This window comes from Paraburkholderia sp. TE9906, from assembly GCF_056279605.1.
The window spans coordinates 134,827-158,258 of record NZ_JBWCCT010000010.1; the positions used below are offsets into that span (position 1 = coordinate 134,827).

Here is a 23,432-nt window from a genome sequence, read left to right on the forward strand (position 1 = left end):
CCATTTCGACGGCGCGTGCATCCGTTCCCTCCCGAATTCGTATGGCGCGACATGTGCGAGCACGTGAATGGCCACGTCGAACATCGTCCATGCACGCCTGATCGATGTCGGGGCGATTCGAAACGGGACCGCGCGGCGACCCCATGACCAGACGCGGAAATCCGCCGCCATGTCGACGTCGGTGCGGGCTTCGAGCCAGCCTGAGCGGCGAGCTTCGACAAACACCTCGTAATCATGCTCCATCTGATCGGCGTATGCATCCGCGTACTTGACGAGCGCATCGACCATCTGTTCGCCACGTCCAATGTATCCGCCGATCTCCCCAGAGTTCGGTGCACCCGCCAGCGTGAGATTCGCTCACTCAAGCGTCGCTCGTTGCGCTCCTTTAGATATGCGAAGGACGTCACGCCTGTGGTGCCATTCACTTCAGCCCAGGCGGATTGGCGATCCGCAGCCTCCAGCCACCGTCGCGGCCCTTTTCCATAACCTGCGTAGCGGTGCCGCACTCTTCGTGCTCCCGGCCGTCCGGTAGCGTCACGTTCAGGGTCCAGTCGAGCAGGACGAGGGCTAGGTCGCCGCTCGTCAGTACACGACGCACGTCGTTACGGATGTGTGGGCGCAGTGCCAGCAAGTGAGCGAGGCCCATGCGCAAGTCGGCGGGGCTCTCCTGTACCACCTCGCCATTCGTCATCCGCATCGTGGCTCGATTGCAAAACATACCGAGCAGGGCATCGAGATCGCCGGCGTTCAGAGCGGCATCGAAAGCGGCCGGGACCTGCTCGGGCGAACTGCACACGACTGACTTGTTCTCGATGGCTGCGACGAATCGCGCGATGATCCGCGCCACCTCGGCCGGCGCCTCTAGCGGCGACAAGTGTCCCGTTCCGGCCAGGACGTGCATCGCCGCGTGCGGGATGCGAGGCAGCAGTTCCGCCTGCAGTGTCGCGACGCGATCCACCTGGTCGAGTTCGCCGGAGATGACGATGGTCGGCGCGTCGATTGACGCCACCGCGGCGGTGATGTCTTCGCGCATGGCCACATCTGGCCAGGCCGCTTTAGCCTGCGGTGCGGCCCTCAGGCTGTCCTCGATGACCTGCTCGCGGCGAGCGGCGTCGAGCGGTTTTGCGGTCAAGACGTGATCGATAACGAATTCGACCGATTCGCGCGACTGATACGCGCCGCTCAACGTCGCACGTTGCTCGTCGGAGAGGAACATCGGTGACGGAGGCGACGGCGCGACGAGCACAAGACCGTCGAGCCCGCCCGGCCGGCGCGATGCGATAAGTTGGGCAACCTTCCCACCCATCGAATGACCGACCAGCACGTAACGCCGCAGCCCCAGTGCTTCGATGACACCTTCGGCATCGGCGGCAAGATCGGCAATGCGGTAGCCGTCGGCGGGCGCCTCGGAATCGCCCCAGCCACGGTGATCGGTGGCAACGATTCGATACCGGTCGGGCAATGCGCTCGCTACCGCGTTCCATGTGCGCGACGAGCCGCCGTAGTAGTGCAGGAACACCAGCGCCAACTCGCCGCTGCCCCGCTGCATGACGTGAATCCGCGTACCGTTCGACCTGATTTCCATTTCCGTGCCCCTGTCCGTTAGCTGGTGCCCGAATAGTAGATTCAAGTTGTCAGCTTGATAATTGCCGGATTGGTGTGTTCAATCGATAATCATGTTATCGAATGGGGAAATCAAAATGGACCGGCTTACGAGCCTCGGCGTATTCGTCGCCGCTGTCGAGGAGGGTAGCTTTGCCGCGGCCGCACGCCGCTTCGGGTTATCGGCAGCGATGGCCGGCAAGCACGTGAGCGCTCTCGAGGCCGAACTGAATGCACGGCTACTCCAGCGCACCACCCGGCGCTTGAGTCTGACCGACACGGGTCAGACTTACTACGAACGCTGCAAGCGGATTCTCGAAGCCTTCGACGAAGCGAGGCGGGAAGCGAGCGACTCGCAAGGCACGGCGCGCGGTGTGCTGCGCGTCGCGGCGCCGGTCACGTTCGGGGCGATGCATTTGGGCGAGGTTGTGGCGCGCTATCTGGATGACCATCCGCACGTCAACGTGGAAGTGCTGCTCGGAGACCGCTACGTGGATCTCATCGATGCGGGCGTTGATGTCGCAATCCGGATCGGACGGCTGGAGGACCCGGGGCTTGTGACGCGCCGGCTTGCGCCGTGCCGAATGGTCGTGTGTGCGTCTCCCGCCTACCTCGAGCGCCATGGAACGCCGCGCAAGCCGGACGACCTGGTGCATGCGCAACGGCTTGCTTTCAGCGAGGCCGTCTCGGCAGGCGACTGGACGTTGCGCGACGGGAAAAACCGCGCGCACGTCATCAACGGACCTTGCCGGATGACGGCCAACAATACGCAGATGCTGCTCGCCTCCGCGCTTGCCGGAGCAGGCATCGTGTACGGTCCGACCTTCGTGTTCGGCGCGCACATCCGGCGCGGCGAGCTCGTAGCGCTGCTGCCGGCCTATCGCGCGGCTGATCTGACCATTCAGGCGGTTTATCCGAGCGCGCGGCGCATACCGCTCAAAGTGCGCCGGTTTGTCGACTACCTCGCCGGGGCGTTTGGCGATGAACCGCCTTGGGATCGACCACCGTCCGCTTAGGCCGATGAGCGGTACTTGTATCGCCACAGCCGAAGTGGGGCAAACGGCAGGTCGTGAAATCGCATCGATTCATGGCTATATAGACAACGAGGCCTTTCCAGAATGCTTCGCTGTCGACGCCGGTCCCGCTCAACGATCAATCAATCGATCAGCCGTTGAGACTGTTTGCTGCGGTTCTGGCCACTTGCGAATCCTGATCCGGCTTGACACCGGACACGCCCACCGCGCCCACGACGTGCCCGTCGATCAGAACGGGGACGCCGCCTTCCAGTGTGCCGGCCAGCGGTGCGCTCAGAAACGCGGTCCGCCCGCCGTTGATCATGTCTTCGTACTGCTTCGATTCACGTCGGCCGAGCGCTGAGGTACGCGCTTTTTCGGTCGCGATGTAAGCGCCTATCGGCGCACAGCCGTCGAGACGGAGCAGGCTCAGCAGATGACCTCCGTCATCCACGACCGCGATGGTGACGGCCCACTGGTTTTTCTCGGCTTCCGCGCGCGCGGCTTCGAGGATTCTGGTCGCTTCTACAACGGTCAATACGGGTTTGCTTTGCATGTCGGGGTTATCAGTCAGTGTTTCGAAGTGAGTGTCGCCACCGGCGCATGCCGGTGGCCGGGATACGTTTCGCGGCCAACCGGGTCATCCACCCAAGGCGCCCTGCGTGTTGACGTGCACCGCGTAAATGGACTGCGACGATGCCATGAACAGCCGGTTACGCGCGCGTCCGCCAAAACACAAATTCGCGCAGCGCTCGGGCAGGGCGATTCGGCCAATCATTTTTCCTTGCGGCGAAATGACCATGACGCCATCGAGTTCGTCATTGCCCATGCCCCAGCCGCACCACAAATTGCCGTCGATGTCCGCGCGCATTCCGTCGATCGTGCCGGCCCCCGCGTCATAGAACATTCGTCCTTTACCGATTCCGCGGCCGTCCGCGTCCATTTCATAAACGTGGATCATCCGGTTGGGCACACCGCGCGATTCGATGATGTAAAGCAGCTTCTCGTCGGGTGAAAAGCACAGGCCGTTCGGCCCTTTCAAGTCGCGAGTGACGATGGACGCTTCGCCCGTCACGCCATCGATCCGATACACGGAGTGCGGCAGTTCCTGCTCTGCCTTGATTCCTTCGTAGTGCCCGGAAATGCCCATCGGCGGATCAGTGAACCAGATAGAACCGTCCGACTTCACCACCAGATCGTTGGGGGAATTAAGCGGCTTGCCTTCAAAGGATTCGAGAAGGACGGTGATGCTGCCGTCGTATTCGGTGCGTGTAACACGGCGGCCGTGCTCGCATGTAACGAGCCGCCCTTGCCTGTCGCGAGTGTTGCCGTTCGCGTAGTTGGAGGGTTTTCGGAACACGCTGACCACGCCCGTTTCCTCCTCCCATTTCAGCATCTGGTTGTTCGGAATGTCGCTCCAGAGCAGGTAGCGCCCATCGCCGAACCATACCGGACCTTCAGTCCACCGGTAGCCGGTAGCCAGCCGCTCGACAGCCGAAAAGGCCACGCGGTATTTATCGAAGGAAGGGTCTAGCGAAATCACCCGGGGGTCGGGGTATCGCTCAGCTTGTTGCCACATCTCAATCTCCTGTTCGGGGGCCCGGCATTTCCGCCTCTGCGGCGGCACGACAGGTAGTATAAAGCGAAATGAGTAAGCGCTTTCTCTTGAATTCGAACTTGAAGTACCATAAGATGCCTGAAATGTTGATGTTTCTAGCAGTGGCGCATTGACTGTAGTGGCTATACGAGAAAGCGATTACTCGTCTTCCGCTATTTTTTGAGCGCCCGCGCGAATTTCTGGAAGGGCAATGCCTGATGACTGAGATGACGAGCAAGAATGTGACCGGGCCGGTGATCAGGTTGCATCCCGCTGACAATGTGGTAATCGCGCGCATCGACGTCGCAATCGGCACGCCGGTTCCGGCGGAAGATTTTGTTTGCCGCAGCCAGGTGGCCGCAGGCTATAAGATCGCGGCGACGCTCATCAAGAAAGGCGAGCCGGTTCGCAAATACAACGTGGTGATTGGTTTTGCGGCGACGGATATTGCGCCCGGCACGATGGTCCATAGCCACAACGTCGAGTTCCGCGAGTTCGACCGGGACTACGCATTCGGCGCGGACTACCGGCCCGTCGAGATGGTGCCCGAAGCCGCGCGCGCTACGTTCCAGGGGATCGTGCGAGATAACGGCGAGGTTGCTACGCGCAACTACATTGGCGTGCTGTCGACCGTCAATTGTTCGGCCACGGTCGCACACAAGATCGCCGAATGGTTCACGCCGGAACGGCTAGCGGACTACCCGAACGTAGACGGAGTGGTTGCATTTACGCACTCGATCGGTTGCGGCATGGAAATGAGCGGTGAACCGATGGCGCTGCTGCGCCGGACGATGGCGGGTTATGCGCGCCATCCCAATCTCGCCGCGGCGCTGATTGTCGGGCTGGGATGCGAACGTAACCAGCTGGCGGGACTGATGGATCAGGAAGGCCTGAAGGCTGATTCGCGGCTGCACACGTTCATCATGCAGGAGAGCGGTGGCACGCGCCGGACCATCGAGGCCGGCGTGGCCGCGGTCCGGGCGCTGTTACCCGATGCCAATCGCGTGAAGCGCACGACGGTTCCCGCCAGCCACCTGAAGATCGGTCTGCAATGTGGCGGCTCGGACGGCTTTTCGTCGATCACCGCCAATCCTTCGCTCGGCGCGGCGATGGACTTGCTGGTCCGTCATGGCGGCACGGCCATCCTTTCCGAAACACCCGAAATCTACGGCGTGGAACATACGCTTACGCGGCGTGCGGTCAGCCGCGAAGTCGGCGAAAAGCTGATCGAGCGGATCCGCTGGTGGAAAGACGTGTATTCGGTCGGCCGAGACGTTCAGATCAACGGTCAGGTCAGTCCTGGCAATCAGGTGGGCGGACTGGCGAACATCTTCGAAAAGTCGATTGGATCGGCGATGAAAGGCGGCACCGGGCCGCTGATGGATGTATATCGATACGCCGAGCTGGTAAAGCAACCGGGACTCGTATTCATGGACACGCCCGGTTTCGACCCCGTCTCCGCAACGGGTCAGATTGCAGGCGGTGCAAATCTTATTGCCTTCACCACAGGCCGCGGTTCGATGTTCGGCGCCAAGCCCGTGCCGTCGCTGAAGCTCGCCACCAACACGCCGATGTACACGCGTCTGACCGAAGACATGGATCTGAACTGCGGGGGGATCCTGGATGGCATTGCGTCGATTCAGAGCACGGGCCAGAAAATCTTCGACGCTATTCTTGCAGCCGCATCGGGCGAGCGCACAAAGAGCGAAATGCTTGGGTTAGGCGATCACGAGTTCGTGCCGTGGCAGATCGGCATCATGAGTTGAGTCCCCAGTGGCTCGGCGTGTCGCAAGGGCGAACGGCCATTTTCACCCATAAGAAAAACCGCCGCCCCTAGCTAGTCCAACCAAACAGTGGAGACAGCCCTTGAGTACCCAAACCCCGGCAATACGAATACCTGACAGCGCGGCAAGCAACTCCATCTACACGCGAGTGACCTGGCGCTTCATGCCCTTGCTGTTCGTCTGCTACGTGGTCGCGTATCTGGATCGGGTCAACGTGGGCTTCGCCAAGCTCCAGATGCTCAACGATCTGAACTTCAGCGAGGCGATGTACGGCTTCGGCGCCGGCATCTTCTTCATCGGGTATTTCTTCTTCGAGGTGCCGAGCAATCTGCTGCTGCACCGGCTCGGCGCACGCCGCTGGATCGCCCGGATCATGCTCACCTGGGCCGTGCTCTCGGCTGCGACCGCGTGGGTCACGACGCCCACGATGTTTTACGTATTGCGTTTCTTTCTGGGCGTGGCCGAAGCGGGCTTTTTTCCGGGGTTGGTGCTGTATCTCACCTACTGGTTTCCATCGCATCGGCGCGGCAAGATGATCGCGTTCCTGATGGCGGGCAACCCGGTGGCGGGCATTGTCGGCGGGCCGATCTCGGGCTTCATCATGCAGCGCCTGGCGGGGCATGCGGGGCTTGCCGGTTGGCAGTGGCTGTTCATTCTGGAAGCGGTCCCCGCCGTGGTCCTGGCAGCCGTCATTTTCTGGTTCCTCGACGACCGGGTGAAGGACGCAAAGTGGCTGCCGGTTCAGGACCGCGATTTCATTGCATCGGAAATCGAAGCGGAAGCACGCACCAAAAGTCACGGCTCCGTACGCGAGGTCTTCACGTCGCTCAAAGTCTGGACCTTGTGCACGATTCTCTTCGGCATTGTGATGGGCTCTTATGCCGTTGGCTTCTGGCAGCCAACCATCATAAAGAGTTCCGGAATCACGGACGCTTTCACCATCGGCCTGCTGACGGTCGTGCCTTATCTTGCCGCCTTGATTCTCATGATAGTGGTCGGCCGCCACGCGGACCGTACACGTGAGCGCCGCTGGCACGTCGTCGTGCCGCAATGCATGGCGGCTGCGGGCTTCGTGATGTGCGCCTACGCGGGCAACAATACATATATTGCGTTGCTTGGTCTGACGCTTGCCGCTTCGGGCGTGATTACGGCCTTACCCATGTTCTGGGCCTTGCCCACGTCCTTTCTCGGCGGCACCGGTGCGGCCGCGGGCATTGCCTTGATCAATTCGACTGGCAATCTCGCAGGATTCGTCAGTCCTGCGCTTGTGGGGTGGCTAAAGACGGTCACGCATTCACTTGATTCGAGTCTGTTCCTGATTGCGGGGTCGCTGATCGTCTCCGCATGTCTCATCTTGACGCAGCTTCCCGCAAGACTTGTCAACAAGTAGGACTTCCATGGCACTCGACAGAAGTGCCAGATAACAGAATTCGGTATCCTAAATTACATGGAATAGAGACAAAATGAAGACAGGGAAGTATCGCTATGTTGTCGCCTTGCTGCTGTTTATTGCGGGCGCGATCAATTATATGGACCGCGCGGCGCTTGGTGTAGTCGCACCTGTCCTCAACAAGGAGCTGAGTCTTTCGCCGTCGCAACTCGGCGTGGTGTTCAGCAGTTTTTTCTTCGGCTATTCCATCTTCGCATTCGTCGGCGGACAACTTGCCGACAAGTACGGACCGCGCAGGGTGTTTTCCTGGGCGATGGGCACCTGGTCCATTCTTTGCGGGTTGACTGCGGCCGCGACGGGATTCGGCACGCTGCTGATCTTCCGGGCATTGTTCGGTTTCGGCGAGGGTCCGATGAATTCGACGACCAACCGGACCATCACCAACTGGTTTCCCCGGCATGAAACCGCGACGATGGTCGGCTTTACCTTTTCCGGCCAGACGGTAGGCAGCGCGATCGCGGGGCCGGTGGTCGGACTGATTGCCATTGCTTACGGCTGGCGCACGTCGTTTGTCATTATCGCGGCGTTCGGCCTGGCGTGGATCGTCGCCTGGCGCATATTCGCGACCGACAAGCCGGCGCAAAGCGCGTGGGTCGGTCAGGCCGAACGCGAGATGGTCGAAGCGAGCCGCAACGCGGCACATCCGGCAGAAGGCGGCGACGAAAGCACGCCGCTGCGCAGCTACCTGTTTCGTCCGAGCACGCTCGCGCTCGGCGTCGGCCTGTTCGCGGTGAACTACACGCTGTTCGTGTTCATCTCCTGGATGCCGAGCTATTTCACCAATGCGCTGCATCTGGACATGAAGCACATGAGCATTCTGAGCGCAGTGCCATGGGCATGCGGCGGGATCGGATACTTCGGCGGCGGCCTCGTCGCCGACGCGTATTTCAAGCGCGCGAGCAACAAACTGCTGGCGCGCAAGGTCTCGGCGATCGTGCCGCTCGCGCTCTCGGGTCTCGCCCTCGTGGGCGTGAGCATGGTCGATTCCGTAACACCCGCAGTACTGCTGGTCGCGTTCGCCGTGCTGTTCCTGACGGCTTCGTCGCAAGCGTGCTGGGCCATCATGCACGAACTTGTGCCGGGCAGGCATCTTGGGGGCGTAAGCGGCTTTGTTCACCTGATGAGCAACATTTCGGGCATCGTCGGTCCGACCATGATGGGTTTAGCGGTCCAGTACCTTGGCGGTTACAGCAGCGGCTTCATGCTCGGCGCTGCGGTCGATCTGGTTGGCGTGCTGGCAATGCTGCTGGTCATCGGCCGGCGCGCGGCAGCCGGGACAGTCGAGACGCACACCACCGCGGCATAAGCGGCCCGCCCTGCCACGCGAGCCGTCAGGGCGACACGCGGCCAACCTACTGCGACCGTGCGCGCGGCTGCACGATCGGTCCCGTGAGCATCGTTATTTTTTCGAGTCGATCTATTGCTATGAAACACGTCATCGTTGAACCTGAGCATACCGACTATCAGGCCCCTGCGCGGATCGTTTCGGTGGAGGCGCGCACCATCCGGGTGCCGCTTGACCGTCACACAGCATTCTCGACCCGTCTCGTCACTGCCCGCGACTACACGGTCGTGCGCGTCAGGACAGCCGACGACCACTACGGCATCGGCTTTTGCTACAGCGGCAATCGCGCCGGCATGCTGGTCACGTATGCCGTGCGCGAATTGTTCGCGCCGCTGTTGCGCGGGCGCGCCGCACTCGATGTCGAAGGCCTGTGGTGCGCCATGTACGACGAGTCATTGCTGCAAGGGCGTGCCGGCTCGGTCATGCGCGCGCTGTCCATCATCGACATCGCCTTGTGGGATCGCAATGCACGCGCGACCGGCCTGCCGTTGAGCCGCTATCTCGGCGGCACATGTAGCGCCACCGTGCCGGCCTATGCCAGCGGTGGCTATTACCTCGAAGGCAAGACGCCAGAGCATCTCGGCGAAGAGATGGCGGGTTACGTGGCGCTGGGGTTTCGCGCCGTGAAGATGAAGGTGGGGCGGCTCGATCCGCGCAGCGAGGAAGCGCGGATCAGGGCGGCGCGAGAAGCGATCGGCGACGACGTGCTGCTGATGCTCGATGCCAACAACGCCTGGTCCGACGTTCCGACCGCGCTCGAATACATGCGCCGGTACGAGCCATTCAATCCGTACTGGATAGAAGAGCCCTTCAGTCCGGATGACGTGGAAAGCCATGCGCAACTGAGTCGGCGCACGCCGGTGACCGTTGCGACCGGTGAGATAGAAGCGGGGCGCTGGCGGCATCAGGCGCTGCTCGACAAGCGCGCGGCCATGATCCTTCAGTCGGACGCGGCGGTATGCGGCGGGATCAGCGAATGGCGACGGATTGCGGCGTCGGCCGCGGCCGTGGGCGTGACGATGTGCCCGCACTGGTTTCACGATCTGCACGTGCATCTGGTGGCGTCGACGCCGAACGCGCGCTATGTCGAATTTTTTCCTGACGATCAGGTGCTGAATTTCCGTCGGCTGGTGGATACGCAACTGTCGTTCGCGGACGGCAAGCTGACCGTGCCGACTCGTCCCGGCTTGGGATTCGACTTCGATGAAGCCGCGCTGAACGAATACGCGCTCGACGATTGGGCGTGAAGCCGAAATAACGAATAGCAGGTGAAACCGCCGGTTGTACGTGCAGCCGGCGGGTGTTTCTGCGCGACATCAGGCGACGACTTCGACCCCCGGCATCGAGAAGCCGATTTCGCGGAGGGCGGCGGCGAGCGCATCGCACTGCGCTGGCGTCAGATCGACGAGGGGAGGACGTACGACGCCCCACTCGGGGTCGTTCGAATACACGCCGATCGCTGCCTTGAGCGCGGGGATCATCGGAAACCTGGCGAACACCGCGCGCGTGGCATCCAGTGCTGCCTGACGGGCATCGGCGTCGGCCGATTGCCAGTGACGATACAACTGCACGATCGCCGCTGGATTGACGTTGCCGGTTGCCGTGATACAGCCGACGCCCCCCGCGCGCATGGTGGCCAGCAAAAAGGTTTCACTGCCGGCGAACACATCGAAGCCATGCGGCTGGAAGCGCTCGAGCATGGCCTGGGTGTTGCTCCAGTCGCCCGAACTGTCCTTCACGCCGGCGATTACGCCCGGGAAAGCAGCTAGCAGCCGCTCGATCAGCGCCAGGCTGAGCGGCACCTGGGACACCGGCGGGATGTGATACAGGTAAATGCGCAATGCGTCGGAGCCCACGCGCTCGATGATCTGCGCATAGCTGCGGAACAGGCCTTCGTCGGTGACGCCCTTGTAGTAGAACGGCGGTAGCATCAGCACATTGTTCACGCCCAGCGAAAGCGCATGGCGTGTCAGTTCGACGGTGTCGGTGAGTGCGGAACTGCCGGTGCCTGGCATCAGGCGATCGACCGGAATGTCCGCGCCAACCAACGTTTCGAGCAGTTTCATTTTCTCGCTGACGGCCAGCGAATTCGCTTCCGAGTTGGTGCCGAAAACAGCGAGTCCGACGTCCTGTTCGATCAGCCATCGGCAATGACGGACATAGCGCTCGTGATCGGGAAGAAGGTCTCTCGTGAACGGCGTGACCACGGGCGAGTAGACGCCGCGGGGCCGGTTGACTGAGGTCATCACGTGTTCCTTTTGATTGAAGTGACAGTATTTCGCGCCATTCAGCCGGCGATCTGTTGCGCAGACGAGCGGGCGTGGAGCGCTTCAGGATTGACACAGGTCGACGAGAGCTGGCCGTCGAGTGCATCGATGAGATTGCGCACCGCGCGCATGGCCATGTTCTCGCGCGTTTGTCGCGTAGCGGAACCGATATGCGGCACCGCTACCACGTTCGGTAACTGGAGCAGCGGCGAGTCCGGCGCCACCGGTTCGCGTTCGAACACATCGAGACCGGCGCCGAGAATGCGGCCTTCACGAAGATGCGCAATGAGGGCGGCCTCGTCGACGACCTGTCCGCGAGCGCAGTTGATGAGGATGGTCGAAGGCTTCATGGTCCCGAGTTCCGCGCTACCGATCAGGCGCTCGGTGGCGGGCGATAGCGGCACAAGCACGCAGACGAAATCCGCAGTCGCGAGCAGTTCGGGAAGCGGGCGCCATTGCGCGCCGTAGCGTTCCTCTGCTTCGGGGTTGCGCGAGCGGTTGGAATAGATCACGTCCATGCCGAAGCCGAGGGCGGCCCGCCTGGCAACCGCGCTGCCAATGCGCCCAAGCCCGACGATTCCCAGCGTTTTGTGATGCACGTCGACACCGAATTGCGCCTCGCCGACAGTACGCGTCCACTGGCCGCGCCGGGTCCAGTCGGCGAGTTCGGAGATGCGCCGGGCGGTCGCGAGAATCAAACTGAACACGAGGTCGGCGGTGGTTTCTGTGACTTCTTCCGGCGTATTCGTCAGAACGATGCCGCGGCGCGAGAGTTCGGGGACATCGAATGCATCGAAGCCGGCCGAAATGGTGGACGCGACCTGAAGCACAGGCGCTGCATCGAGGATCTCAGGCGTAATCTTGAGATTGTTGCCGACCATGCCGTGAGCCGTGCCCAGGGCGCGCCTGAACGGCGCGAGGTCGCCGGAGGATACGTCGACCAGTTCGACGGAACAGTGCTCACGGAGTAGCCCCAGCACGGCAGGAGGCAACGGACGATAGGCCACGACATGCTTCATGAAGACCTCGCGGAATGCTGTTGGAGAGAGTTGCCAGGCGGCATCGAGCGCGATCAAAAAGAATCGCTTGCAGACAGACTATAAGTATCGGTAACATTCCCGTCAAGATTATTGATAATCTCATTGACGATCTAGGAGCGATAATGAGCGAGAAGAAAAGCGGCTTGCGGCAGGGCCTGACGAACTACGGCGACGAAGGTTTCTCGCTTTTTCTACGCAAGGCGTTCATCAAGGGCGCGGGTTATACCGACGACGCGCTATCGCGTCCCATCGTCGCCATCGCGAACACGGGCAGCGCCTACAACCCGTGCCACGGCAACGCGCCGCAATTGATCGAGGCGGTCAAGCGCGGCGTGATGCTGGCTGGCGGGCTGCCGGTCGAATTTCCGACGATTTCGATTGCCGAGAGCTTTTCGCATCCGACCAGCATGTACCTGCGCAACCTGATGTCGATGGACACGGAGGAGATGATCAGGGCCCAGCCAATGGATGCGGTGGTGCTGATCGGTGGCTGCGACAAGACCGTCCCGGCCCAGTTGATGGGTGCGGCGGCGGCGGGCGTTCCGGCCATTCAACTGGTGACGGGTGCCATGCTCACGGGCTCGCATCGCGGTGAACGGGTGGGGGCATGTACGGACTGCCGTCGTTTCTGGGCGAGTTTCCGCGGCGACCAGATCGACGAAGCCGAGATCGAAGCGGTCAACAATCAGCTCGTGGCAACGGTCGGAACCTGTTCGGTGATGGGAACCGCGAGCACGATGGCTTGCATCGCGGAAGCCTTGGGCATGATGCTTCCGGGCGGTGCGTCCGCGCCTGCCGTGACCGCCGACCGCATCCGCATTGCGGAGCGCACCGGCGCGCAGGCCGTGGCCATGATCGGGCGGGACCTGAGTCCGGCGACCATCCTGACGCCCAAGGCGATCGAAAACGCGTTGCGGGTGCTGCTCGCAATCGGCGGCTCGACCAACGGCATCATTCACCTCACGGCAATCGCGGGCCGGCTCGGGATTCGCATCGACCTTCAGCAGCTCGACCGGATGGCGCGTGAAACGCCGGTGCTCGTCGATTTGAAGCCGTCTGGGCAGCACTACATGGAAGACCTGCATCGCGCCGGTGGGTTGACCACGGTGATGCGCGAGATAAGAGGGCTGCTGCATCTCGATGCGCTCACTGTGACCGGCCGTACGCTCGGCGAGGAACTGGATGCCGCTCCGGCGAGCTTCGCGCAAGAAGTCGTCCGCCCGTTTGACCGCCCGATCTTTCCGCAAGGCGGCATTGCGGTGCTGCGTGGCAACCTCGCGCCGGGCGGCGCGATCATCAAGCAGTCCGCGGCAAGCGCCAGCCTGATGGAGCACGAAGGGCGGGCCGTTGTTTTCGAGGACGCGGAGGACCTGGCTCTTCGCATCGACGATCCGGAACTGGACGTGGAGGCGGACGACGTCCTCGTGCTCAAGCGGATCGGTCCGGTCGGTGCGCCCGGAATGCCGGAAGCGGGCTACATTCCGATTCCGCGCAAGCTCGGCCGCCTGGGTGTGAAGGACATGGTGCGCATTTCGGACGGCCGCATGAGCGGAACGGCGTCCGGCACAGTGGTCTTGCACGTCACACCCGAAGCGGCTATCGGCGGTCCCCTCGCGATCGTGCAAACGGGCGACCGGATTCGCCTGAGCGTGGCCGAGCGGTCGATCGAACTTGCCCTTGGTGACGAAGAAATTGCAACTCGTCTCGCGGCGTTGCCGACGCGCGAGGTCAATCCTGACGAGCGTGGTTATCGCAAGCTCTTCCTGACGACGATCACGCAGGCAGACGAGGGCTGCGACTTCGACTTTCTGCAAGCTGCCCGGATGACTGCAACCGTGCCCGGCAACGGAAAGAAGGATTAAGGTCATTTTTTCGTATAGGCTCGCGGCTTGGATCATTTTGCGGACCCTTTTATGAGCAACGCTGCCACGCCCAAACGCTCCGATGCACCCACTGCGAAGACGGTCGAACGCGACCGCAATGTCGACGAGACGCTGCGCAGCGTCTCGGACGAGCTCGAGGAACAGATCGTTCTGGGCGTTCTGCATCCGCGCGAACGGCTCGTGGAAGACGATCTGTGCGAGCGCTTCAACCTGAAACGCCACGTTGCACGTCAGGTGCTGGCGGAGGTGGAGCGGCGCGGCCTGGTGGAGCGCCGCAAGAATGTGGGCGCGGTGGTCAAGTCGTTTACACCGCGCGAGGTCACTGAACTGTATGCGCTGCGCGAACTGCTGGAAGCCGACGCGGCGAGGCGTATTGTTTTTCCGGTCAGTAGCGAGGCGCTCGATGCGTTGACGGCAATTCAGGCAGAGCACGACGAAGCAGCCATCGCAGGCGATCTGCGGCGCGTGTTCCGCGCGAACATGGCCTTTCACCATGCGTTCTTTGCGTTGTCGGAAAGCCAGGTTCTAACCGAGGCGATTCGCGAATATGAACGCCGCACGCATGCCATCCGTTCGGTGTCTATCGTGTTTCCTCAGTATCTGGAGAAGGCGCGCGCCGAGCACCACCAGATGATCGAGGCGCTTCGAACCGGCGACCGGGAATCGTTGATCAAGCTGTGCCGGGAACACCTGGTGCCATCGCGCGACGCGTATCTTGAAGCGCACCATCGCCGCTCGGCCGGCTACGCGGTACAGAAGGGCGCAACCGATTAACCGTATTTGCTGAATCACAGAGAGGGTATCAATGACTCGAGTACTGATTACCGGCGCGGCCGGTCACATTGGACGTGTGCTCCGCGCCGGTTTCCAGGGGCACTATGCACTGCGCCTCGCCGATATTGCGCCGCAGGCGCCGGCGCAGGCAGGCGAGGAAATCGTGACCGCGGACATCACGCGGCTCGAGGATCTTCTCCCGGCCATGGAGGGTGTCGACGTCGTCGTGCATCTTGCCGGCATTCCTGACGAGGCTCGCTGGGAGCGCATCCGCGATATGAACATCGAGGGTTGCTACAACGTGTTCGAAGCGGCGCGGCAAGCGGGCGTCAAGCGCGTGGTGTTTGCGAGTTCAAACCATGCGGTGGGCTTTCATCGTCGCGACCGGATGATCGACAACAGCGTCGAGCCGCGCCCTGATAGCCGCTACGGCATCTCGAAGGTGTTCGGCGAGGCGCTTGGCCGGATGTACGCCGACAAGCACGGCATGTCGGTTGCATGCATTCGCATCGGCTCGTTCCGCCCGGACGACCGGCCAACCGCACCGCGTCACCTCTTCACATGGATCAGCCATCGCGACATGGTGCAGGTGGCGCGCCGCTGTATCGACTATCCGGAATTTCACTTCGCGGTCGTGTATGGCGTATCCAATAACGCGCGCAATCGCTGGGACAACGCCAATGTACGCTATCTCGGGTTCGTGCCGGAAGACGATGCCGAACTGTACGCGGCTGAGATCGCGGCAACGGGAAAGGCGGAAGATGCGCGTGAAGCGCTGTTTCATGGCGGCTTCGGCTGCCTGGTCGAATTCGACGGTGATCCGCTGCGGATCGATTGACAGCGGCAGCCAATGAGCTTCGGCGTGATGGACGGCGACATGCAAATGGCTCGCTCTGGACAGGGTGTGCGTGCGCTCAAGGGTCTCGGCCGTACTCGGCCTGAAGGCCACAATGGGTTCACCGAAACCAGGACGCGTATCGAGGATCGCGTGCAATTCGCGCGATTCGCGATCGCCCTCGTCATCGATGACGGAGAGCAGCAGCCCTGTCGTTCAGCTGATCGCCGGAGCGAAAGCGCTGCCGGTATTCGGCGGGACTGATCTGAAGCCGGCGGCTAAACGTACGCCGAAGTGTGTCCGCGCTCTCGAAGCCGCAACGCTTCGCGATTTCGCCAATCGGGTGGCGGGTGCTTTCGAGGTAGCGACGCGCGGCGTCGATGCGCGCGTCGTTCAGGAATGCGATCAAACTGACGCCGCATTCCTTGGTGAAGATGCGGGACAGATTGCGCGGACTCATTTTTAACCGGTGCGCAAGCGACGCGGTCGTATGGTTCAGATGAAGATTGTCGAGCAGGTACTCCTGAATTGACTGGATCTGGGAATCGCTGGCGGCTTGAGTTTCCAGCAGCGGGCTGAACTGCGATTGGCCGCCCGCGCGACGCACGTACACGATCAGATATTTCGCGACGTCGAGCGCCATTTTCTTGCCGAAGTCCTCTTCGATCATGACCAGTGCGAGATCGATGCCGGCGGTCACGCCCGCAGTCGTGTAGAGGCCGCTGTCTTTTACATAGATCTGGTCGGGTTCGACCTTCACCTTCGGAAACATCGCCGAAAGACGCGTGGCGTCCATCCAGTGTGTCGTGACCGTACGGTTATCGATCATGCCGGCGGCGCCGAAAGCAAAAACGCCGTTACAGATAGCGGCGATCCGCCTGCAACTCTTGTGCTGCTTCACGAGCCATTCGCTAAGCGTCGAGTCTTCGAGTACTTCGAATACACCGAGGCCGCCGGGCACGATTACCGTGTCGAAATGCGGACACGGATCGAAGATGGTCCGGTCCGGCATGACCGTCAGTCCGCTGGAAGACAGCACACTGCCCCGCGTCGTGCCGACTGTCAGCATCTCGTATTCGCACGCCCCCTGACTGAGAATGCGGACTTCCGCAAAGGCGTCCTTGGGGCCCGCGATATCGAGCAGCTGGAATCCTGGGAACAGGACCATTCCGACGGTGATCTTGCGCATAGGTGTCAGTCAAATGGAGCCGAGGCTGGCGCGGCGCGTGCCGCATGCGCTCGCCTAGCGGCTTGTCCCGAGTTCGTCGAAGCGCCGGGCCCGGTAAAGCACCATCGATACGATCCAGCTCGCGGCGAAGACGCCGATGATGACGTAGCCCAGCGTACCGAAGTTGTCGTTCAACGTACCGATAGCATCCCACAGCTTGCCTTCGAGCTTCAAGTGGTCAGAAATCAGGCCCAGCGCCTCGATCGTGCCGACCAGCAGCGCAACCGCGACCGACACCAGCGTGATCGTCATGTTGTAGTAGATCTTACGAATCGGCTTTAGATACGCCCAGCCGTAGGCGCCGAGCATCAGGTGGCCGTCGAGCGTATCGACCAGCGACATCCCCGCGCTGAAGAGCGCCGGGAACACCATCACCGCCCATGGCGAAATGCCGTGCGAAGCCTGCGACGCCGACATGCCGAGCAGGCTCACTTCGGTCGCGGTATCGAAACCCAGTCCGAACAGAAAGCCAAGCGGGAACATGTGCCAGCTGCGTCCGACGAGCCGGAACATAGGCCGGAAGATCCGCGCGAGGAAGCCGCGATCGGCTAGCAACATGTCGAAGTCGTCGTCGACGTAGGCGCCGCCTGCGCGTATGTGACGCCATGCCTGGAAGATCGATTTCATAATCAGCAGGTTCAGGAACGCGATGGCGAACATGAAGAGGGTCGATACCGATGTGCTGATCAGTCCACCCAATTCCTTGTATTGGACAAAGCGCGTGCTCAACACGCCTGCGACTGCCGCGACCGCGAGCGAGGCGACGACGATGATGGTCGAGTGACCGAGCGAGAAGAAAAAGCCCACGGCGACAGGACGCTTTTTATCCTGCATCAACTTACGGGTCACGTTGTCGATCGCGGCAATGTGATCGGCATCGACCGCGTGGCGCAAGCCGAGTCCGTAGGCAATCAACGCGGTGCCGAGCAGGACCGGGTGGTCCCGGAACGACACGAACGCCCAGATCCACGCGGCGGCATTAGTCACCAACAGCAGGCTGTAGATGCCGAGGAGCTTGCGCTGGACCTGCGGATCGGATCCGCTGAGTACATTGGACAGTTGCTTGAGCATGATAGGTATCCTGATGAAACGGCGTTGCGCGATATGGCGCGCGCTTCGCGCCCCTGCCTGAACGCCGGAAGCAAGGGCACGGCTCAGTTGCCGGACGGACGCAATGCGCGCAGATCCAGCGATGCCATGTCGGTGGCCGACAGCACCCCGGCCTGCGTCACGGTCTTTTCGAGGGCGAGCAGAAAGCGCTCGTAGTAATCCCACGGCGGCTGCCCCGCGCAGTATCCGTCTTCCCATTCGGCGATGGACGCCATGAGATTCTGACGGAAGTCTTCCCACTCGAAGTGCCCCGCCTTCGACAACGAAAGCGCGAGCCCGAATGCCTGCCGTTCCCATGGCTTGTCGAACAGCAGTTTGCCTTGCATGCGCGGCGGAGAGTCCGGACTACCAAGCATGCTGGAAGCGGCATATTCCTCGAAACGGGTAAACATGATCAGACCGCCTGCCACGGCGAGGCGGAAGGCGAGGGCACCAGCGCCACACCCATCATCGCTTCCGGCGTGACGAGCGCCGCCAGTTCCACTTCGCTCATGCCTTCGGTGCCGGCGGGCCGCTCCGGGATGACGAACCAGCGGATTTGCGCGCTGCTGTCCCATACCTTGACTTCCGTATCGTCCGAAACCGGCACGCCAAACTCCTTCAGCACGGCGCGCGGTTCGCGCACGCCGCGCGCGCGGAACACCGGGTCCTTGTACCAGTAGGGCGGCAGACCCAGCACCGGCCAGGGATAGCAGGAGCAAAGCGTGCAGATGATGAGGTTGTGAACACCGTCGCCGTTGGCGACTGCGGCCATGTGTTCGCCTTCCGCGCCTTCCATTCCGGCCGGGAAGTCCATTTCCGCAATCGCCTTTGGTGTGTCTTCGACAAGGCGTGCCTTGAACGCCGGATCGATCCATGCGCGCGCCACGATTTTCGCGCCATTGAACGGGCCGGCCATCGTTTCGAAATGACTGAGCACGGTATCGACCGAGTCGCTGCCCAGCACCCCTTTCTCGATCAGAAGCGCTTCGAGCGCCCGTACTTTGGCTGCGCTCGCGGCCTCGCGTTCTTCGTCGTATTTGAATAGTTCACTCATGGTGGTTCTGTATCAGATGATAGGTGTAGAGATTCAGTTCGATGCGTCGAGATACGCTTCGTATAGATCGGCGTAGATCGTCGTGTTCGGTTCGCTCTTGTCCTTGCCCCAGATGTCCTCGGCTTTGAACGCAATGCGATAGACGGGCATCGGCTCGCCGATGCCGTCGGGTCCGGTCGAAACGAAGTAGGAGTAGGCACCCGGATAGACGAAGTCGATCACGCCGCGCTTGTTGCGCAGATAGCCGGGCAAACGCGTGTGATCGACGGCGGCCGGATCGGCTATGCACACCTCGGCGCCGGATTCGAAACGCGGTGCCTGCTTCAGTGCGTTCAGTCCCGAATCGCCTTTTGCAAGGTAGTCGCTGATCTGCGAGGCGATTGCCGGACTCGGCTGTTCCGGCAGCGGCGCTTCCGGATGGGCGCGGTAATGCGCGGTCTTCTGCGCAAGTTCGTCGGCCGATACGTAACCCTGATCGATGAAGAATTGCGAAATCCCCATCAGCCACTTTTCGTAGTACCGGTATTTGAAGTATTCGAACGGCTGCATGCCTTCGGCGCCGGTGCGCAGCGACGCCCAGGTCCACGTATTCCTGAACGCGGTAGGCAACGTTGCTACCGGGTACTTTGGCAGCGCGTCCGACAGATGCGTGCTTTCCGCCATCATCACCGTATGAATGCCGAAAATGCGCTTCTCCCACGGCTCGACGAAAACTCGTGTCTCGACATTGACGGGGCCGAGGTTTTCGAGCCCCCCAAGGCTGTGCTGTAGTTTCATGGTGTGCGGTTCGTGAAGTGTGAGATCAGTTGAGTTGATGCTGAGGCTTGTGGCTCAGCGCGTCGCCGAACGCTTCGGAGACGATGCCGAATACGGCGCCGGTGACGAGCGCGGCGGCAGCCACCAGCGCGGGGTTCTGAATGCTGAGTGTGGTAATCGCCTTGCCCGTGGCGACGGTGGTGCCGACCGTCGAAGCAAAGCCCCACACGACGGCCGGCAGCACATTCAGCAGCTTCAGTTTCGATACCTGCACCATCGCCGCACTCCCGACACCGACGCAAATCGCTGCGACGAGCGGCGTCGGGCCGGCATTGGCGACGGCCAGCAGCGAGAGCGACGCGATGACGAGGCCGGTGAGGTTGGATGCGACGCTCTGCACGAAGCCGCGCGGACCGCCGCCGACCACGAAGAACGAAGCCCACGCGATAAAGGTGACCCAAACCGGGACTGGAAACACCGTTGCCGTGACGTAGGTGTCGACGACGGCGAGCAAGCCGATACTGACGGTAAGCGCATCAGTCTTCTTCATTGCAGAATCCTCGAGGTAAGTTGGGCTAGTGGATACAGCTGAGAAACGATTCACGTAGTTGCGAAAAATTCAGATTGCGACCGATGAACACGAACCTGTTCTCGCGCGGCTCGTCCTTCAGCCATGCGCGTCCTGGTTCGGCCTCCAGCAACATGTGCACGCTATGGAAATGAAACTGCCGCGCTTCGGCGTGGAAGTTGAGAACCCCTTTCATCCGCATCAGTTGCTGGCCTTGCTGTTGCACGAGTTCGTTGATCCAACGGCTAAAGCGCGTCGCATCGAGGTCGCCCTTTTCGACCAGCGCGCACGATTGAATCGACGCGTCGTGTTCGTGGTCGTGAGCGCCTTCGTCGAGCAGATCGGGCTCGATCGCAAGCAGCGTGGGGAGCGAGAAGCGGCGCATACCCAGCAGAGCGTCCGCGCGGATTGGCGAACGGGTCGAGGTGATGATGGCGGCGGTTGGATTCAATGAACGGATCGTTCGCTCGACAGCGATAAGCTCGTCTTCCGTGATCAGGTCGAGCTTGTTGATCAGAATGACGTCGGCGAAGGCCACCTGTTCGCGCGCAATGTCGTCGTCGAGTTGGCGGCGCAGATGCAGTGCGTCGACCACGGTGACGACCGATTCGAGATCCACGGCTTCGCGTAGGTCGGGATCGGCCAGGAACGTTTGCAGGACCGGCGCCGGATCGGCGAGTCCGGATGTCTCGACGATCAGCCGGTGCATGGGCGCAGCAGCGGTCCGCGGGCGCGCCAGCAGCGCTTTCACACTGCTGACGAGGTCCGCGCGCACCGTGCAGCACACGCAGCCGTTATTGATTTCGACCATCGCCTGTTCTTCGGCGAGGATCAATTGTCCGTCGATGCCGACTTCGCCGAATTCGTTGACGACCACGCCGATCGAACCCGGCGCGCGCTGCTGCAGCAACTGATTGACGAGCGTGGTCTTACCCGCGCCGAGAAACCCGGAGATGACGGTGACGGGAAGCTTGCGCAGTGTGGGTGTGCGATTCATGAGGAGTCCATTGCTGATCGAGACTGGCTCAATAGAGCGAGTACCGGACCTGTCGCCGTCATCCGTCTGCGCCGGAAATCAGCTTGTCTCGAATGCGCTGAAAATGTGGCGGCTTTTGTCCGAGTCGGACAATCAGGACAAAATGGCACGACGACGCGGCATGATTCCGATGCCAAGCGCTGGTGCAGGTGAGAGATTCGATGCTCCGCGACGGTGCGCAATGCTCCGCGAATATGCGGCGGGATGGACGACCACCTCGACAGAGCGCGATCCTGTTGAGCGCGGGCACCGCCGGTTCACGTGCTGACCGCTTGGGCGACGGTGGGCCGTATCGTCAACATGGCGGCGCTGCTGGAGCTCGCCCGGGCGTGACGCGCTGGGTAGTCTGCCGGTTCGGTGGATCCACCAGGCCAGCGCCCATCACTTTCTAATCGCCTCGGTCGCCATGCGACTCACGTGCGTCCATCCTGGGCGGCCTTTTGCGCGTGCCCGCTCCGTGCAGAATTCCCACCACGTTGCTCTCCTGCGGCGCCCCAGTGTCAAGATTCTTGCAGTCATTCGTCGGTTGACGACCATAATTTCTGCGATTGAATCGGAAGCTCAATCGGATAAATGGGGAGAAACCGCGAAAAACGGGTCGAATGTGCTCAGCGTGTCTGAGACGTTCGCTAACCAGATTTTTTTGCATATTCCGTATGTCGTCAATTGACGATTTATTTTCTCGGAGATATCTTCGCGTCTCAAGAGGTAGCCGAAGCAGCGGCTACGCCACGTGTGAACAGTGCCGCGCAAACGGTCGGAGCGAGCCATGAGTAACGTCGTCAATAGATCCGGGAACAGTCGTCGTCGATTTCTACAGGTGTCGGCGGGTGCGGGGCTCGCTGCTTCTGGTTTGATGGGTGGGATGTCCCGGGCCTTCGCTGCCGACAGCGTGAATCTGCATACCTGGTCGGCCGGCGTCGATACGGTGAAGCGCATGCTCGTGCCGTTTCAGAAGGAAACGGGGCTGAACGTCAACTACAACAACCTCCCGTTCGCACAGTATCGCGAGGCGATGGTGACGAAATTCGTAGGCCAGGCGCCGATCGACGTGCTGTGGGTGTCCGACGGCTGGCTGCCCGAGTGGGCCGACGCGGGCTGGCTTGCGCCGCTCGACGGCTATCCGCAACTGCTCAGGTACAACGGCGAGGTGCAGGATTTCTGCACCCAATCGATGCGCTACAAGGGTCGTCAGTACGGTCTCACCTACTACACCGACTACATGGCGTTTCTGTACGACGCCGACAAGCTCGCCAAGGCGGGCATCGCGGCGCCGCCTGCAACGTGGGACGAACTGGTCGCGCAATCCCTGAAGATCAAGAATGCGGGTCTCTCGCAATACCCGCTGATGCTCTCGATGGCACGCGAAAGCTGGCTGATCGAGTTCATGTCGTCACTGGTGTTTTCGAATGGCGGCCGCTTTGTCGACGACAGCGGCAAGGCGGTGATGGACGATCCGAAGCACGGCGCGGTGACTTCGCTGCAATGGGTTGCCGATGCGGTCAACAAGCACCACATCGTTTCGCCTGCGTGCGTCGAGTTGGGAGAATTGAACGGCTTCAAGGCCGTGGCGTCGGGCAATCACGCGTTCGCATTATTGCCTCGCTACCGGGTTCAGGCGCTTAACGATCCGCGCCAGTCGCGCGTCGCGGGCCATATCAGGCAGGCGTTGATGCCGGCCGGCCCGAACGGTTCGCACGCCACGGTTGCGTGGATGCGTATGCACGCGATGAGCGCCGCGGCCGGCGCCAACAAGACGCGGGCCGCTGAGGCGACGCGTCTGATCGAAGCGTTCGGTGGACGATTCGATGGCCAGTACGCGTTTCAGAAAGCGATGTTCATGGACACCGGCACGGCATTCGGCGTGAAGCCGCTCTTTAACGACCCCGAAGTCCGCACCGCGTATGAAAAGTACGGCGACTTCTCGATGTTTCAGAAGCAACAGGATCTGGCTCGCAAGAAGGATGTGATCACGCGCTGGTTCGGCGAATGGGACGAGACCAACGGGACGGCATGGCAAGCGGCGATCCTCGGTCAAGCAAGCGTGGCCGACGCGCTGAAACGGTCCGCGCAGAAGTGGACCGCGTTGAGCAAAGCCTGAGGTCGAT

General features: G+C 61.6%; 21 protein-coding genes and 1 pseudogene. 9 read left to right on the plus strand and 13 right to left on the minus strand.

Going from position 1 to position 23,432, the window contains the following annotated elements; genetic code table 11:
• Window positions 1-150 precede the first annotated feature (150 nt).
• Together ACZ9H4_RS25840 and ACZ9H4_RS25845 are read right to left on the minus strand one after the other, a co-directional pair.
• Window positions 151-321, minus strand: a pseudogene (locus tag ACZ9H4_RS25840) (DUF2252 family protein); the annotation flags it as partial.
• Between the two features lie 100 nt (window positions 322-421).
• The gene (locus ACZ9H4_RS25845; RefSeq protein WP_408152278.1) at window positions 422-1,585 is read right to left on the minus strand and encodes an alpha/beta fold hydrolase; all 1,164 of its coding nucleotides are present in this window, start codon (window positions 1,583-1,585) and stop codon (window positions 422-424) included.
• 115 nt (window positions 1,586-1,700) lie between these two features.
• On the opposite strand from ACZ9H4_RS25845, the gene ACZ9H4_RS25850 reads away from it, so the two are divergent.
• A complete protein-coding gene (locus ACZ9H4_RS25850) occupies window positions 1,701-2,618 on the plus strand; it encodes a LysR family transcriptional regulator (RefSeq protein WP_408152279.1) in 918 nt (305 codons plus the stop codon).
• A 148-nt stretch (window positions 2,619-2,766) separates the two neighbouring features.
• On the opposite strand, the gene ACZ9H4_RS25855 is transcribed toward ACZ9H4_RS25850, so the two are convergent.
• Both ACZ9H4_RS25855 and ACZ9H4_RS25860 read right to left on the minus strand, forming a co-directional pair.
• Window positions 2,767-3,171 carry a heme-binding protein gene (locus tag ACZ9H4_RS25855; protein ID WP_408152280.1) on the minus strand — a complete coding sequence of 135 codons (405 nt, stop codon included), beginning with the start codon at window positions 3,169-3,171 and terminating at the stop codon, window positions 2,767-2,769.
• Between the two features lie 84 nt (window positions 3,172-3,255).
• On the minus strand, window positions 3,256-4,194 hold the full coding sequence (locus ACZ9H4_RS25860; protein WP_408152281.1) for an SMP-30/gluconolactonase/LRE family protein: 939 nt from the start codon (window positions 4,192-4,194) through the stop codon (window positions 3,256-3,258).
• 236 nt (window positions 4,195-4,430) lie between these two features.
• On the opposite strand from ACZ9H4_RS25860, the gene ACZ9H4_RS25865 reads away from it, so the two are divergent.
• From ACZ9H4_RS25865 to ACZ9H4_RS25880, 4 genes are all read left to right on the plus strand, one after another.
• A complete protein-coding gene (locus tag ACZ9H4_RS25865; protein WP_408147186.1) occupies window positions 4,431-5,978 on the plus strand; it encodes a UxaA family hydrolase in 1,548 nt (515 codons plus the stop codon).
• A gap of 100 nt (window positions 5,979-6,078) precedes the next feature.
• Window positions 6,079-7,386 (plus strand): MFS transporter, encoded by a 1,308-nt coding sequence (locus tag ACZ9H4_RS25870; protein ID WP_408152282.1) that lies wholly within the window; start codon window positions 6,079-6,081, stop codon window positions 7,384-7,386.
• Window positions 7,387-7,459: 73 nt separating this feature from the next.
• Window positions 7,460-8,752, plus strand: coding sequence for an MFS transporter (locus ACZ9H4_RS25875; RefSeq protein WP_408147190.1), 1,293 nt, complete (start codon window positions 7,460-7,462; stop codon window positions 8,750-8,752).
• 119 nt (window positions 8,753-8,871) lie between these two features.
• Entirely contained in the window at window positions 8,872-10,038 is a 1,167-nt protein-coding gene (locus ACZ9H4_RS25880) for a mandelate racemase/muconate lactonizing enzyme family protein (RefSeq protein WP_408152283.1), read from the plus strand.
• A gap of 69 nt (window positions 10,039-10,107) precedes the next feature.
• On the opposite strand, the gene ACZ9H4_RS25885 is transcribed toward ACZ9H4_RS25880, so the two are convergent.
• Both ACZ9H4_RS25885 and ACZ9H4_RS25890 read right to left on the minus strand, forming a co-directional pair.
• Window positions 10,108-11,037: a dihydrodipicolinate synthase family protein gene (locus tag ACZ9H4_RS25885; RefSeq protein WP_408152284.1), complete on the minus strand. Its 930-nt coding sequence runs from the start codon at window positions 11,035-11,037 to the stop codon at window positions 10,108-10,110.
• Window positions 11,038-11,078: 41 nt separating this feature from the next.
• Entirely contained in the window at window positions 11,079-12,077 is a 999-nt protein-coding gene (locus ACZ9H4_RS25890; protein WP_408152285.1) for a 2-hydroxyacid dehydrogenase, read from the minus strand.
• Between the two features lie 143 nt (window positions 12,078-12,220).
• Here ACZ9H4_RS25890 and ACZ9H4_RS25895 point away from each other — a divergent pair, with 143 nt between their 5' ends.
• Genes ACZ9H4_RS25895 through ACZ9H4_RS25905 form a run of 3 tightly spaced genes read left to right on the plus strand, consistent with a single transcriptional unit; the run spans window position 12,221 to window position 15,593 of the window.
• The gene (locus ACZ9H4_RS25895) at window positions 12,221-13,960 is read left to right on the plus strand and encodes an IlvD/Edd family dehydratase (protein WP_408147364.1); all 1,740 of its coding nucleotides are present in this window, start codon (window positions 12,221-12,223) and stop codon (window positions 13,958-13,960) included.
• Between the two features lie 51 nt (window positions 13,961-14,011).
• Window positions 14,012-14,755, plus strand: a complete 744-nt coding sequence (locus tag ACZ9H4_RS25900) for a GntR family transcriptional regulator (RefSeq protein ID WP_408147197.1) — start codon at window positions 14,012-14,014, stop codon at window positions 14,753-14,755.
• A 31-nt stretch (window positions 14,756-14,786) separates the two neighbouring features.
• Window positions 14,787-15,593, plus strand: a complete 807-nt coding sequence (locus tag ACZ9H4_RS25905; RefSeq protein WP_408147199.1) for an NAD-dependent epimerase/dehydratase family protein — start codon at window positions 14,787-14,789, stop codon at window positions 15,591-15,593.
• A 181-nt stretch (window positions 15,594-15,774) separates the two neighbouring features.
• Here ACZ9H4_RS25905 and ACZ9H4_RS25910 read toward each other — a convergent pair whose 3' ends face one another.
• The 7 genes from ACZ9H4_RS25910 to ACZ9H4_RS25940 form a co-directional block, all read right to left on the minus strand.
• Window positions 15,775-16,779 (minus strand): GlxA family transcriptional regulator, encoded by a 1,005-nt coding sequence (locus tag ACZ9H4_RS25910; RefSeq protein WP_408147201.1) that lies wholly within the window; start codon window positions 16,777-16,779, stop codon window positions 15,775-15,777.
• Between the two features lie 54 nt (window positions 16,780-16,833).
• Window positions 16,834-17,889: a HoxN/HupN/NixA family nickel/cobalt transporter gene (locus ACZ9H4_RS25915; protein ID WP_408152286.1), complete on the minus strand. Its 1,056-nt coding sequence runs from the start codon at window positions 17,887-17,889 to the stop codon at window positions 16,834-16,836.
• Between the two features lie 83 nt (window positions 17,890-17,972).
• Window positions 17,973-18,320 carry a nitrile hydratase accessory protein gene (locus ACZ9H4_RS25920; protein ID WP_408152287.1) on the minus strand — a complete coding sequence of 116 codons (348 nt, stop codon included), beginning with the start codon at window positions 18,318-18,320 and terminating at the stop codon, window positions 17,973-17,975.
• A 2-nt stretch (window positions 18,321-18,322) separates the two neighbouring features.
• Entirely contained in the window at window positions 18,323-18,964 is a 642-nt protein-coding gene (gene nthA, locus ACZ9H4_RS25925; protein ID WP_476121559.1) for a nitrile hydratase subunit alpha, read from the minus strand.
• Window positions 18,965-18,997: 33 nt separating this feature from the next.
• Complete coding sequence (nthB, locus tag ACZ9H4_RS25930) at window positions 18,998-19,741, minus strand: nitrile hydratase subunit beta (protein ID WP_408152289.1); 744 nt, start codon at window positions 19,739-19,741, stop codon at window positions 18,998-19,000.
• Between the two features lie 25 nt (window positions 19,742-19,766).
• The gene (locus ACZ9H4_RS25935) at window positions 19,767-20,270 is read right to left on the minus strand and encodes a DUF1097 domain-containing protein (protein ID WP_408152290.1); all 504 of its coding nucleotides are present in this window, start codon (window positions 20,268-20,270) and stop codon (window positions 19,767-19,769) included.
• Between the two features lie 25 nt (window positions 20,271-20,295).
• Window positions 20,296-21,285 carry a CobW family GTP-binding protein gene (locus ACZ9H4_RS25940; protein ID WP_408152291.1) on the minus strand — a complete coding sequence of 330 codons (990 nt, stop codon included), beginning with the start codon at window positions 21,283-21,285 and terminating at the stop codon, window positions 20,296-20,298.
• A 904-nt stretch (window positions 21,286-22,189) separates the two neighbouring features.
• On the opposite strand from ACZ9H4_RS25940, the gene ACZ9H4_RS25945 reads away from it, so the two are divergent.
• A complete protein-coding gene (locus tag ACZ9H4_RS25945; protein WP_408147213.1) occupies window positions 22,190-23,425 on the plus strand; it encodes an extracellular solute-binding protein in 1,236 nt (411 codons plus the stop codon).
• The last annotated feature ends 7 nt before the right edge of the window (window positions 23,426-23,432 follow it).

Coding starts and splice junctions, on each gene's coding strand:
- ACZ9H4_RS25935 (WP_408152290.1), bottom strand. CDS start 20,270: ATGAAGAAGACTGATGCGCTTACCGTCAGTATCGGCTTGCTCGCCGTC.
- ACZ9H4_RS25910 (WP_408147201.1), bottom strand. CDS start 16,779: ATGCGCAAGATCACCGTCGGAATGGTCCTGTTCCCAGGATTCCAGCTG.
- ACZ9H4_RS25945 (WP_408147213.1), top strand. CDS start 22,190: ATGTCCCGGGCCTTCGCTGCCGACAGCGTGAATCTGCATACCTGGTCG.
- ACZ9H4_RS25860 (WP_408152281.1), bottom strand. CDS start 4,194: ATGTGGCAACAAGCTGAGCGATACCCCGACCCCCGGGTGATTTCGCTA.
- ACZ9H4_RS25875 (WP_408147190.1), top strand. CDS start 7,460: ATGAAGACAGGGAAGTATCGCTATGTTGTCGCCTTGCTGCTGTTTATT.
- ACZ9H4_RS25850 (WP_408152279.1), top strand. CDS start 1,701: ATGGACCGGCTTACGAGCCTCGGCGTATTCGTCGCCGCTGTCGAGGAG.
- ACZ9H4_RS25845 (WP_408152278.1), bottom strand. CDS start 1,585: ATGGAAATCAGGTCGAACGGTACGCGGATTCACGTCATGCAGCGGGGC.
- ACZ9H4_RS25880 (WP_408152283.1), top strand. CDS start 8,872: ATGAAACACGTCATCGTTGAACCTGAGCATACCGACTATCAGGCCCCT.
- ACZ9H4_RS25890 (WP_408152285.1), bottom strand. CDS start 12,077: ATGAAGCATGTCGTGGCCTATCGTCCGTTGCCTCCTGCCGTGCTGGGG.
- ACZ9H4_RS25940 (WP_408152291.1), bottom strand. CDS start 21,285: ATGAATCGCACACCCACACTGCGCAAGCTTCCCGTCACCGTCATCTCC.
- ACZ9H4_RS25865 (WP_408147186.1), top strand. CDS start 4,431: ATGACTGAGATGACGAGCAAGAATGTGACCGGGCCGGTGATCAGGTTG.
- ACZ9H4_RS25905 (WP_408147199.1), top strand. CDS start 14,787: ATGACTCGAGTACTGATTACCGGCGCGGCCGGTCACATTGGACGTGTG.
- ACZ9H4_RS25855 (WP_408152280.1), bottom strand. CDS start 3,171: ATGCAAAGCAAACCCGTATTGACCGTTGTAGAAGCGACCAGAATCCTC.
- ACZ9H4_RS25900 (WP_408147197.1), top strand. CDS start 14,012: ATGAGCAACGCTGCCACGCCCAAACGCTCCGATGCACCCACTGCGAAG.
- nthB (WP_408152289.1), bottom strand. CDS start 19,741: ATGAAACTACAGCACAGCCTTGGGGGGCTCGAAAACCTCGGCCCCGTC.
- ACZ9H4_RS25920 (WP_408152287.1), bottom strand. CDS start 18,320: ATGTTTACCCGTTTCGAGGAATATGCCGCTTCCAGCATGCTTGGTAGT.
- ACZ9H4_RS25885 (WP_408152284.1), bottom strand. CDS start 11,037: ATGACCTCAGTCAACCGGCCCCGCGGCGTCTACTCGCCCGTGGTCACG.
- ACZ9H4_RS25895 (WP_408147364.1), top strand. CDS start 12,221: ATGAGCGAGAAGAAAAGCGGCTTGCGGCAGGGCCTGACGAACTACGGC.
- nthA (WP_476121559.1), bottom strand. CDS start 18,964: ATGAGTGAACTATTCAAATACGACGAAGAACGCGAGGCCGCGAGCGCA.
- ACZ9H4_RS25915 (WP_408152286.1), bottom strand. CDS start 17,889: ATGCTCAAGCAACTGTCCAATGTACTCAGCGGATCCGATCCGCAGGTC.